The sequence below is a fragment of the Streptomyces sp. T028 genome, assembly GCF_048159505.1.
GTDB lineage: Bacteria > Actinomycetota > Actinomycetes > Streptomycetales > Streptomycetaceae > Streptomyces.
On sequence record NZ_JBLRVZ010000001.1, the window covers coordinates 221,155 to 232,579 of the forward strand.

Genomic DNA, 11,425 nt, shown 5'->3' on the forward strand with positions numbered 1-11,425 from the left:
CCCGACGGTGTCCGAGGACCAGGAGCTGACGGCGGTAGCGCGCTTCCTGTTCGAGGCGGGGACGCTCAAGAACACGAAGCGGTCCGGGTGGTGGATGGCCGGCGTCAAGGACCCGGAGTCCGTGGCGGACCACTCCTGGCGCACCTCCCTGATCGCCTCGATCATCGCTCAGATGGAAGGTGCCGACCCGGCCCGTGCCGCACTCCTCGCCGTGTGGCACGACTCCCAGGAGACCCGCACCGGCGACGTGAACCACCTGGGCAAGAAGTACACCCAGGGCGGGCCGGACCCGCGCGCCATCACCGCCGACCAGGTCGCCGGCATGCCCGAGGGCCTGGCCGACGCCATCCGTGCCGTGGTCGGCGAGTACGAGGCGAAGGAGTCCCCGGAGGCCGTCTGCGCCCGGGACGCGGACAAGTTCGAGTGCATGATCCAGGGCATCGAGTACCGCGCCCAGGGCTACGCCCACGCACAGCGGTGGATCGACAACAGCCGCAGCCGGATCACCACCAAGAGCGGCCAGGCCCTCGCGGACGCCGTGCTGGAGACCGGCTCGCTTGACTGGCTGCGCGCCGCCCTCGGTGAGACGATGCACTGACGGTCGGCTAGCCTCGCGCTCTCGCGAGTGGCACCGTGCCGCAGTGCCGGCAGACCTCAATGACGGCATGAGCATGACGCAGGTTGCCGCGAAGCACGGGATTGGCCGCGCGACCGTCTTCCGGATCAAGTCGGAAGCCAAGCAGGACTGACTCTGCACACTTCCCACCCGCAACTGAGCCTCTATCGCGCCAGTCACGGCGCATAGAGGCCCAGTGCCGTTTTAAGGCGTGTTCGGCTGGAGAGACCCCCGGTAAGGTGTCATGACGGCTGTTCAAAGGCGTCCGGGCTGCTCCTGGACGGATCGAGGGAGTGTGTGCTTTGCCGACTGGCAAGGTCAAGTGGTTCAACAGTGAGAAGGGCTTCGGCTTCCTCTCCCGCGACGACGGCGGTGACGTCTTCGTCCATTCCTCCGTCCTCCCCGCCGGAGTCGAGGCGCTGAAGCCGGGCCAGCGAGTGGAGTTCGGTGTCGTCGCCGGACAGCGCGGCGACCAGGCACTCTCCGTCGTCCTCCTCGACCCGACGCCCTCCGTCGCGGCGGCCCAGCGCAAGAAGCCCGACGAACTGGCCTCCATCGTGCAGGACCTGACGACCCTCCTCGAGAACATCACTCCGATGCTGGAGAAGGGCCGCTACCCCGACAAGGCCTCCGGCGCGAAGATCGCCGGCCTGCTCCGGGCGGTCGCCGACCAGCTGGACGTCTGACTCTCAGGGGAAATCGAGCGCATCCGGCCCGAGGGGCGGCACCAGCCCCTCGGCCGCCGCACGGGTCAGCAGGCCCCGGACGGCCGCATAGCCGGACTCGCCCAGGTCTGCCGTGAACTCGTTGACGTACAGGCCGATGTGCTGGTCGGCGACGGACGGGTCCATCTCCTGGGCGTGGGCCATGACGTACGGGCGGGAGAGTTCGGGGGCGTCCCAGGCGGCGCGGACCGAGGTGCGGATCGCGTCCGCCAGACGGGTCAGGGTGGCCGGGCCCAGGGAGCGCTTGGCGATGATCGCGCCCAGCGGGATGGGCAGGCCCGTCGTGGACTCCCAGTGCTCGCCCATGTCCGCGAGTTTGTGCAGGCCGTAGTTCTGGTACGTGAAGCGCGCCTCGTGGATGACGAGTCCCGCGTCGACCTTGCCGTCCCGGACGGCCGGCATGATCTCGTGGAAGGGCAGGACCACGATCTCGCCCACCCCGGCGGGGAGCGTGTCCGCCGCCCACAGGCGGAACAGCAGGTACGCCGTCGACCTCTCGGAGGGGACCGCGACCGTGCGGCCCGTGAGGTCGAGCCCCGCCTCCCGGGTCAGGACCAGCGGGCCGCAGCCCCGGCCCAGCGCGCCCCCGCAGGGCAGCAGCGCGTACTCGTCGAGGACGTACGGCAGCACGGCGTACGACACCTTCAGCACGTCGGACTCGCCGCGTTCGGCCATGCCGTTGGTGATGTCGATGTCCGCGAAGGTGACGTCCAGCGCGGGTCCGTCCGGTACCCGGCCGTGGGCGAGGGCGTCGAAGACGAACGTGTCGTTCGGGCAGGGGGAGTACACGATCCGCAGCGGCTGCTCACTGGTCATGCCGGTTCCAACTCTCCAGAAAGGGTGCGAGCTTCCCGAACGCCGTCGTCAGCGCGTCCAGCGCCTCGCCGACGCGCCAGGCGGCCCGGTCACGGGGGCCCACGGGGTTGGAGACCGCGCGGATCTCCAGGACGGCCGTGCCGTGCGCGTCGGCCGCCTCGGCGACCCCGAAGCCCTCCATGCCCTCGGCCAGGGCGCCGGGGTGGCGTTCCCGCAGGGCGGCGGCCCGGGCGGCGGTGCCGGTGACCGTGGAGACGGTCAGGACCGTGCCGGTGCGGGCCCCGGTGGCGGCGGCGGTCCCCCGTACGAGGGATCTGGGCGGCACATGGGTGATCCGGCCGAAGCCCAGCTCGGTGACCGGCAGGAAGCCGTCCGCGCTCTCCGCGCCCAGATCGGCGACGGTGATCCGGTCCGAGACGACCAGGGAACCGACGGGCGCGTCGGGCAGGAAGCCCCCTCCGATCCCGGCCGAGACGACCAGGGTGTACGGCTCACCGGTCAGGGTCGCTGCGGTCAGCGCGGCGGAGACGGACGCGGCGGCGAGCGCCGGGCCGACACCGGCCGCCAGGAGGTCGTACGTCTCACCGGTACGGCGCAGCTCCACACCGGGCAGGAACACCGGCCGACCGGGCTCCGGGAACGCCCGTGCCACCGCGTCCCGTTCTGCGGGAACCGCGGTGGCCACGAGAATGCGGGCGGAGGACGTGACTAGTCGTCCTTCTTCAGCTTGAACGACCACAGGCCGGTCGCGGTCTGGCTGTCCTTCTTGCCGTCGCCGGCCTTGATGGTGACGAGCGTGGAGTCGCCCTGGGCGCCGTACTGGGCGTTGAAGAACACGCTGCCCGGGATGGTGCGGTAGGTCTTGTCGCTGTCCTCGGTGAGCGGCTGGCCGTTCATCAGGATCGTCCAGCGCTTGTCCGCGATGTCGGGGTCGACACCGAAGCGGACCGTCTCGTCCGGGTCGACGTCGATGGACTCGATGTCCTTGTCGGCCAGGCACTTCGTCAGGGCGGCGGCGTTCAGGACGTCGCCCTCGCCGCCACAGGTGGCCTCGGAGCTGACCGAGGCGCGGCCGACGGTGATCGTGGACAGCGGCGTCGGCTTGTCACAGGCCGACAGGACGAGCAGTCCGGCGGAAACGGCGCCGGCGGCGGCGACGGCGCGGCGTCGCTTTACGGAGTGCAGCGTGGTCATGGGGCGAAGGCTATCGGGCGCGTGCGACGGTCTCTTTATGCGGGGGGCCATGCCGCTGTGTGTTACGCCACGCGGGCCTTCGGCGTCCCCCCACGGCGGGCCGAGCCGATCAGGCCACGGGCCGTCGTCACCCAGCCGAGCGCGATCACCCCGGCGGCCACGCACAGGCCCAGCGTGCCGTTGAGCGGCATCACGATGCCGATCGCGCCGCCCAGCACCCAGGCCATCTGCAGCATGGTCTCCGAGCGGGCGAACGCCGACGTCCGCACCAGCTCCGGCACGTCCCGCTGGATCAGCGCGTCCAGCGAGAGCTTCGCCAGCGCCAGACAGAAGCCGGTCGTCGCGGTGAGGCACGCCACCAGGAACGCGCCGAAGAACAGGGCGGCCGTGATCGCCGCGCCCAGGACCACCGCGAGGACCGTCACGATGATGATCTCCGGCGCGCGGGCCCGCAGCCACGCCCCCACCGCCGTACCGAGCGCGTTGCCCGCGCCCGCCGCGACCGCCACTATGCCCAGCGACACGGCCGCGCTGGACCCGGTCAGCGGGTGCTCGCGCAGCAGGAAGGCCAGGAAGAAGGTCAGGAAGCCGGACAGCCAGCGCAGCGAGGCGTTCGCGCCGAGGGCGTGGGTGACCGCGATGCCGACGGTCCGCAGGCCCGGGCGCTTGACCGGCTGCCGGTGCGGGCCGTGCAGATGCTGTTCGTCCGCCGCGAGCAGCGCCACGTCCTCGCCCTTCGCCGAGTCCACCTTCGGCGGCAGGGAGAACGACAGGAACGTACCCGCCATGAAGATCACGAAGGCGCCGTAGAGCGGCCAGCGCTCCCCGATCGCGTGCAGCCCCGCCCCCACGGGGGCCGCGACCCCGGTGGCGAGGAGCCCGCCGAGGGTGACGCGCGAGTTCGCCTTCACCAGGGAGAAGCGGGGTGGCAGGAGACGGGGGACCACGGCGCTGCGGACCACGCCGTACGCCTTCGACGCGACCAGGACGCCCAGCGCCGCCGGATACAGCTGGATCCCGCCGGTGGCGACCGCGCCGGCGATGATCAGTGCCAGCAGGGCGCGGGCGAGCATCGCGCCGGCCATCGCCGCCCGGCGGCCGTGCGGCAGCCGGTCCAGGAGCGGGCCGATCACGGGGGCGAGGACGGTGAAGGGCGCCATGGTGATGGCGAGGTACAGCGCGACCCGGCCGCGGGCCTCGTCCGTCGGCACCGAGAAGAACACGGTGGAGGCGAGCGCGACGGTGATCATCACGTCCCCGGCGCCGTTCACCCCGTGCAGCTCGATCAGCTTGCCGAGGCCGGACTCCCCGGCGCCGTGCGCGTGCGTGGCCTTCCTGATGCCGCGGGCCGTACCGGTGAACGGAAGATGCAGGGCACGGCCGACCGCGCGGAAGGACCCGCCGACCCGGCCCGAACCGCCGATCCGGCTCCTCCCCATCGATCCCTTCGATCCCCTTGTTCCACCGGTCCCGGTGGCACCTTGGGATGCTTTCGCGGCTGCCACTCCGTCATAGTGCCCCGAGACGGGCGTCTGTAGTGCGGTTACCGCGCGGATGGCGGGGGTCAGGTCCGGGCAAACGTCCCGTCGGTGTAGGCCGAACGTCCCGGAGCGGGTAGCGTGCGTAGCGCGTCGTGGCGATTGTTCTCGGCCGCGCGCCTCCCCGGCATCCAGCAGAATGGATGACAGCAGGTGCGCCCGAGTGCGATCGGGCGCGGACGTCGACGCGGCCCTTCGGTCCGCTCCGTCCGCACCCGCCGCCTTCAGGCCGGCGCACCCGAGAGACGGCGTAGGAGAGAAGCGATACCTGTGAGCGCAGCGACCACGCGAAGCCGCACCCCCGACCGCCTGTGCGCCGAGGCCGTCGACCTCGCCCGCGCCGCAGCCGAGGAGGCTGCCGCGCCCGGCGTGGTCGGCGAGCACGTAGGCCTGCTCTCCGAGGGTGACCGGGTCGTCACGCACTACTTCGAGTGCAAGGAACTGGGCTACCGCGGCTGGCGCTGGGCGGCCACCGTGGCCCGCGCCTCCCGCGCCAGGATCGTCACCCTCGACGAGGTCGTCCTGCTGCCCGGCCCGGACGCCGTCCTCGCCCCCGAGTGGGTCCCCTGGAGTGAGCGGCTGCGCCCCGGCGACATGGGCCCCGGCGACCTGCTGCCCACCGACGCCGAGGACCTCCGTCTGGAGCCCGGGTACTCCGGGGAGGACGAGCCGCCGGCGAGCTCTCCGGTCTCGCACGAGATGGCGGAACTGGTCGAGGCCGAGGACGCCGAGGTGACCGCGGCCCCGCCGGCCGCCCTGCCCACCGTCCCGGCCCGCGGCTCGATCTCCGCGGTCGCCGAGGAGCTGGGCCTGCGCCGGGCCCGGGTCCTGTCCCGTTACGGTCTGCACATCGCCGCCGACCGCTGGGAGGACTCCTACGGCGCCCAGACCCCCATGGCCCAGGCGGCCCCCGCGACCTGCGTCAGCTGCGGCTTCCTCACCCCCATCGGCGGCTCCCTCGGCCAGGCCTTCGGCGTCTGCGCCAACGAGTTCTCCCCGGCGGACGGCCGGGTCGTGTCACTGGCGTACGGCTGCGGCGGCCACTCGGAGGCCGCGGTCATGCCGAAGACCCCGCAGCCGGCCCCGCCGGTCATCGACGAGACGAAGGTGGACCCGTTCCCGCTGCGTCCCGCGGAGGACTCGGGTTCCGTGCCGGCGGTGTCCGACGAGGAGACGGCGGAGCTGGGGCACGCGTGAGCGCGTAAGCGCGTGGGCGGAGCCGGGAGGCCCGTGATCAGCAGTTCTCGCTGATCACGTCCTCAAGGGTGCTCAGCGAGAGCTCGTCGCTCGCGAGCTGTCCCTCCATGATCGCCAGCCGCTGCTCCAGGGCCGCGATCGCCGCCTGGTCGGGGTTGGCCTGCTGCTTGAGCGCGGCGATGTCGTTCCTGAGTCTGGCGATCCGCTCCCGCAGGCGCTTGATCTCCTTGCGGAGGTCCTCCGCTGTGCGGCGCATCATGGTGCAGGGATCCTCGTCCGGCCCGGGCATCTCGGCACTCCTCACTCTCCGGTACCCCCTGCCCCCATCGTGCGGACGGTTCGGGAACCCGGCACGCGCTCCGGGCCCGGGCTGCTCCGTCCGGGCGGCGGCGATACGGGCCCGCGCTGCGCGATACCTTCTCCCCAGAGCCTGTGTCGTATCCCCGGCCGGGCGCGCGACGCCTGGCACGCGCTGATCCGGCCGGGGTAACGACACGGGCTCTCACGCCGACGAGGAGAGTGAACGTGAGCAAGTTCGTGCGGCCGGCACCCGAGGGCGCTGATCCCTTCGGCACGGCCCGCCTGCGCCGCGGGGTCCTGGACGCCTGGGCCACCAGTCCCGCCCGTTTCCGGGAGGACGCCAACGCCGAGGAGGACCTCGTCCTCGGCGGCTACCGTGACCGGGTCGTCGTGGAGCTCGCCCAGAACGCCGCCGACGCGGCCGCCCGGGCCGGGGTGCCCGGCCGACTGCGGCTCACGCTCCGCGACGGCGTCCTCGTCGCCGCCAACACCGGCGCCCCCCTGGACGCGACCGGGGTCGAGTCGCTCGCCACCCTGCGCGCCTCCGCCAAGCGCGACACCCAGCAGGTGTCCGTGGGCCGCTTCGGTGTCGGCTTCGCCGCCGTCCTGTCCGTCACCGACGAGCCCGCCGTCGTCGGCCGGCACGGCGGCGTCCGCTGGGACCTCGCCGAGGCCCGCGAGCTGGCCGCCGAGACCGCCCGCCACAGCCCCGGCCTCGGTGACGAGATCCGCCGCCGCGACGGACACGTCCCGCTGCTGCGCCTCCCCTTCGCCGCCCAGGGCACCGCCCCGGACCCGTACGACACCGCCGTCATCCTCCCGCTGCGCGACGCGGCCGCCGCCGACCTCGCCGAGCGGCTCCTCACCGCCGTCGACGACGCCCTGCTCCTCGCCCTGCCGGGCCTGGAGGAGGTCGTGATCGAGACCGGCGGCGACGCGCCCCGCACCCTGCGCCGCTCCGGCGACGGCGCCCTCACCGTCGTAGAGGACTCGCGGGAGGGCGTCACCCGCTGGCGTACGGCCGCCGCGCACGGGCCGCTCACGCCCGATCTGCTCGCCGACCGGCCGGTCGAGGAGCGGCAGCGGCCGCACTGGTCGGTCACCTGGGCCGTCCCCGTCGACGAGCAGGACGCCCCCGTACGGCCCCGCACCAGCCCCGTCGTGCACGCACCCACTCCCAGCGACGAGCCGCTCGGTGTGCCCGCCCTGCTCATCGCGTCCTTCCCGCTGGACACCACCCGCCGGCACGCGGCCCCCGGCCCGCTCACCGACCACCTCGTCGAGCGCGCGGCCGACGCCTACGCCGAACTCCTCGCCGACTGGCGGCCGGTGACCCCCGGCATCATCGACCTTGTACCCGGCCCGCTCGGCAAGGGCGAGCTGGACGGGGCGCTGCGCCGGGTGATCCTCGAACGGCTGCCGCGCACCGCCTTCCTGCCGCCCGCCGTCGAGCCCGTCAAGGACGAGGACGGTCTCCCGGAGGTCCTGCGCCCGCGGGACGCCGAGGTGGTCGAGGGCGCGGGCGCGGATACCGTGCGGGTCCTCGCCGAGGTCCTGCCGACGCTCCTCCCCGCCGGTCTGGAACGCCGCGTCGAGCTGCGCACGCTCGGGGTCGCCCGCATCCCGCTCGCCGACGCCGTCGACCGCCTGGCCGGGCTGGAGAAGGATCCCGACTGGTGGTACCGGCTCTACGACAGCCTCGCGGGCGTCGACCCGGACCGGCTCTCCGGGCTGCCCGTGCCGCTCGCCGACGGCCGGACGACGATCGGCCCCCGCCAGGTCCTGCTGCCCGTCGCGGGTGAGGCGGGCGCCGACGCGGAGGTCCTCGCGCGCCTCGGTCTCAAGGTCGCCCACGCGGACGCCGCGCACCCCCTGCTGGAGAAGCTCGGCGCGCTGCCCGCCACGCCCCGCGCGGTGCTGACCACCCCGCAGGTGCGGGCCGCGGTCGCCGCCTCCCTGGACGACGACGGCGGCGCCTGGGACGACCAGGACACCCCCGACGCCGAGGAACTCGCCGACACCGTCCTCACCCTCGTCCGCGACGCGGCCCTCGAACCCGGTGACGAGCCCTGGCTGGGCGCCCTCGCCCTGCCCGACGAGGACGGCGAACTCGTCCCGGCGGGCGAACTGGTCCTCCCGGGAAGCCCGTTCGCTTCCGTCATCCGCGAGGACGAACTCGCCTTCGTCGACGCCGAATTGGCGGAGCGGTGGGGCGAGGGACCGCTCGCCGCCGTCGGCGTCCTCGCCGGCTTCGCGCTCGTACGCGCCACGGACGTCGTCCTCGACCCCGACGAACTGGAGCCCCGCGAGGGCGACTTCGCCGAACCCGACGACGCGGGGCTGCTGGACGCCGTGGACGTCTGGTGCGAGGACATCCTCGACCGCTTCCCCGACTCGCCGGTCCCGCCGGTCGCCACCGAACTCGTCGCCGTCCGCGACCTCGACCTCGTCGACGACGACCGCTGGCCCCAGGCCCTCGCCCTCCTCGCCCAGCCGCCCCTGCGCGACGCCCTCACCCAGCCCGTCCGCATCCTCCTCGCCGACGGCACCCACGAGGTCGTACGCCCCTATACGGCCTGGTGGCTGCGCGGGCACCCCGTCCTCGACGGCCGCCGCCCGGCGGGCCTGCTGGCGTCCGGCGGCGACCCGCTCCTGCACGGCCTGTACGACGAGGCCGACGCGACCGGCTTCGACGACGAGCAGGTCCTGCGGGCACTGGGCGTACGGACGTCGGTGGCGGCGCTCCTCGACGAGCCGGGCGGCGCGGCCGAACTCCTCGACCGCCTGGCCGACCCCGACCGCCCGGTAACCCCCGCCCAACTGCACGGTCTGTACGGTGCGTTGGCCGACCTCGACCCCGAGCAGGTCACTCTCCCCGACGACCTACGGGTGGTCGTCGACGGCCGGGTGGAGGTCGTGGACGCCGCCGACGCGGTCGTCGTCGACTCACCCGATCTCCTCCCGTTCACGCAGGGTGTCCCCCTCCTCCCCGTCCGCCCGGCCCGGGCCGCCGACCTCGCCGAACTCTTCCAGGTACGCCGGCTCAGCGAGTCCGTGACCGGCCGGATCGACTCGGAGGGCACGGAACACGACGTACCCGAACCGGTCCACGTCCTCCTCGGCCCCCGAACCCCGGACACCTACGTCGAGCACGAGGAACTCGTCGTCGACGGCGTGGAGATCGACTGGCGCCTCACCGACGACGGCGTCCTGCACGCCGCCACCCTCGAGGGCGTCGCCGCCGGCCTCGCCTGGGCGTCCGGCCAGTGGCCCCGCCGCTTCGAGGTCGCGGCCCTCCTGGAGGACCCGTCCCGCACGGCGGAACTGGCCCGGGACCGCTGGTTCGACTGACGCCGGGGCTGACACCACAGGGGCCGCCCGACCGGATCGGACGGCCCCTGTACGCGTGCTACGCCATGGAGCGTGCGAAGACATTCTTGGCCCAGCCCAGGGACGCCTCGTGCTCCGGGCGGAGCGGGACGGTACCTCCCGTCCGCTCCACGAGTACGAGCGAGGTGATCAGGAGGCCATGTGCGAGACCGTGCATCACCTCACTGTTGGTGGAGGCGTAGTGCCCGTAAAGCCGCTCGGTGAAGGTGAGCAGTGCCGCCGGGTCCACCTCGCAGCCACCTTCCCGGGTAGGTGTCAGACCGGCTGGCACATCGAGGAACTCGGCCGCCCCCCGGGCCAGGGACGCGAACAACTGTCCGCTGTGGTAGCCCGCGTCCCACACCGTTCTGTTGCCGCACTCGAAGGGATAGCTCAATCCGCGATCTCCAATCTGGACCAACCAGACCGTGTTGGGGAAGCGAGCATGTCATGCGGCTAAGCGTTCAGTTCAGTGAAGCGAATGCGGCTGTCAACCTTGTCGATGACATGCCCCTTCGGGAGTTCGTTGTCTGGGGTACCTGCCGGATGGATGGTCATGTGCGGTGCCGCGGCACGGTCGGTGCTCCAGTTGGTGATGTGGGCGATCAGGTTCCGCGCCAGGGCGGTCGCGTCGGGTCCGTAGCCGGCGGCGCCAAGTCGTGACGGTCGTTCGAGATCTGCGTTGTCGCGTTCGACGATCAAGTAGGCGAGAGAGCTGCCGGACACGAGGGCGGGGCTACGGCTGGGGATGGCGGGTCGCCGTACTCCTTCGTCCAGTGCCTTGTTGGTGACTTCGATTCGGCAGATGGCGTCGTCGGAGGCGGTGGCGCGCAGCCAGATGCCGTCGAAGGTTTCCTCGTTGCCGACCCGGGCTTGCGACCACAGTTCGGTGAGGGGGGTGGAGAAGACCTCAGCAAGTCGGTCGGGGCCGATGGGTTGGTCCTGGTCGTGGTGGAGGCGGACGGCGCCGTGGGCGAGTTCGGTGGTGTGTTCGCCGTGCTGGCCGATGATGGGGACGAAGCCGCACAGTTCCATGTCGTCGGAGACGAGGGTGTTGCCGTGGCGGGTGAGGGCGACGGAGCGGGTCTGGCCGCGCCAGCGGAGCGGGAGGACGAGTCGGCCGCCGTCGGCGAGCTGTTGCCACCAGGTGGCGGGGATGTCCCAGAGGCCGACGGTGGCGATCATGCGGGTGTAGGGGGCGTGTTCGGGGGCGCCCTTGAGTCCGTCGCGTTCCATGACCCTGACATGTTCGTAGCCGGCGCGGTTGAGGGCCTGGCGGGCGTGGAGGGCGACTCCGGGGTCGATATCGATGGTGGTGATCTGCCCGTCTGGGCCGACGAGTTCGGCGAGGAGTGCGGCGTTGTAGCCGGTGCCGGCGCCGATTTCCAGGATGTGGTCGCCGGGCTGTGGGGCGAGCTGGGCGAGCATCATCGCGACTGTGGACGGCACGGAGGCGCAGGACAGGGCGAGAGGGCCGTTGGGGTTGTCCTTGATGGTGACGGCCCGGTTGGTGTAGGCGGCGGCCGGGTCGAGGCCAGGCAGGTGGAGGTCACGGCGGACGGTGCGCAGGGCGTGCTCGATCGGGGCGGGCAGCGGGCGCTTGGCGACGATCTCGTCAACTAGCTGGTTGCGCAGGTCGTCGAGGGTAGGGGTGTCGTTCACGGTGACTC

Annotated in this window: 11 protein-coding genes; 4 read left to right on the plus strand and 7 right to left on the minus strand. The window is 72.6% G+C overall.

Features of this window, described 5'->3' with window-relative positions:
* Positions 1-7: 7 nt before the first annotated feature.
* Positions 8-598, plus strand: a complete 591-nt coding sequence (locus tag ACLZN2_RS01165) for an HD domain-containing protein (protein WP_416976401.1) — start codon at positions 8-10, stop codon at positions 596-598.
* 320 nt (positions 599-918) lie between these two features.
* Complete coding sequence (locus tag ACLZN2_RS01170; protein ID WP_416976402.1) at positions 919-1,302, plus strand: cold-shock protein; 384 nt, start codon at positions 919-921, stop codon at positions 1,300-1,302.
* A 3-nt stretch (positions 1,303-1,305) separates the two neighbouring features.
* Here the strand turns inward: ACLZN2_RS01170 and ACLZN2_RS01175 are convergent, their stop codons facing one another.
* The 4 genes from ACLZN2_RS01175 to ACLZN2_RS01190 all read right to left on the minus strand — a co-directional run bounded on the left by ACLZN2_RS01175 (position 1,306) and on the right by ACLZN2_RS01190 (position 4,856).
* Positions 1,306-2,157, minus strand: coding sequence for a 1,4-dihydroxy-6-naphthoate synthase (locus ACLZN2_RS01175; RefSeq protein WP_416976403.1), 852 nt, complete (start codon positions 2,155-2,157; stop codon positions 1,306-1,308).
* A complete protein-coding gene (locus ACLZN2_RS01180; RefSeq protein ID WP_416976404.1) occupies positions 2,147-2,896 on the minus strand; it encodes a futalosine hydrolase in 750 nt (249 codons plus the stop codon). Before ACLZN2_RS01180 ends, ACLZN2_RS01175 begins: the two co-directional genes overlap by 11 nt.
* The gene (locus ACLZN2_RS01185; RefSeq protein ID WP_416976405.1) at positions 2,866-3,351 is read right to left on the minus strand and encodes a DUF2771 domain-containing protein; all 486 of its coding nucleotides are present in this window, start codon (positions 3,349-3,351) and stop codon (positions 2,866-2,868) included. Before ACLZN2_RS01185 ends, ACLZN2_RS01180 begins: the two co-directional genes overlap by 31 nt.
* A gap of 62 nt (positions 3,352-3,413) precedes the next feature.
* Positions 3,414-4,856 (minus strand): MFS transporter, encoded by a 1,443-nt coding sequence (locus ACLZN2_RS01190; protein ID WP_416976406.1) that lies wholly within the window; start codon positions 4,854-4,856, stop codon positions 3,414-3,416.
* Positions 4,857-5,159: 303 nt separating this feature from the next.
* Here ACLZN2_RS01190 and ACLZN2_RS01195 point away from each other — a divergent pair, with 303 nt between their 5' ends.
* Entirely contained in the window at positions 5,160-6,086 is a 927-nt protein-coding gene (locus ACLZN2_RS01195; protein WP_416976407.1) for a DUF3027 domain-containing protein, read from the plus strand.
* A gap of 37 nt (positions 6,087-6,123) precedes the next feature.
* On the opposite strand, the gene ACLZN2_RS01200 is transcribed toward ACLZN2_RS01195, so the two are convergent.
* Positions 6,124-6,375: a hypothetical protein gene (locus tag ACLZN2_RS01200; protein WP_416976408.1), complete on the minus strand. Its 252-nt coding sequence runs from the start codon at positions 6,373-6,375 to the stop codon at positions 6,124-6,126.
* Positions 6,376-6,611: 236 nt separating this feature from the next.
* Between ACLZN2_RS01200 and ACLZN2_RS01205 the strand changes: the two genes are divergently transcribed.
* Entirely contained in the window at positions 6,612-9,737 is a 3,126-nt protein-coding gene (locus ACLZN2_RS01205; protein ID WP_416976409.1) for a sacsin N-terminal ATP-binding-like domain-containing protein, read from the plus strand.
* A gap of 58 nt (positions 9,738-9,795) precedes the next feature.
* Here ACLZN2_RS01205 and ACLZN2_RS01210 read toward each other — a convergent pair whose 3' ends face one another.
* Together ACLZN2_RS01210 and fxlM are read right to left on the minus strand one after the other, a co-directional pair.
* A complete protein-coding gene (locus ACLZN2_RS01210; RefSeq protein WP_416976410.1) occupies positions 9,796-10,152 on the minus strand; it encodes a DUF6086 family protein in 357 nt (118 codons plus the stop codon).
* A gap of 59 nt (positions 10,153-10,211) precedes the next feature.
* Positions 10,212-11,417 (minus strand): methyltransferase, FxLD system, encoded by a 1,206-nt coding sequence (gene fxlM, locus ACLZN2_RS01215; protein WP_416976411.1) that lies wholly within the window; start codon positions 11,415-11,417, stop codon positions 10,212-10,214.
* Between the last annotated feature and the right edge of the window lie 8 nt (positions 11,418-11,425).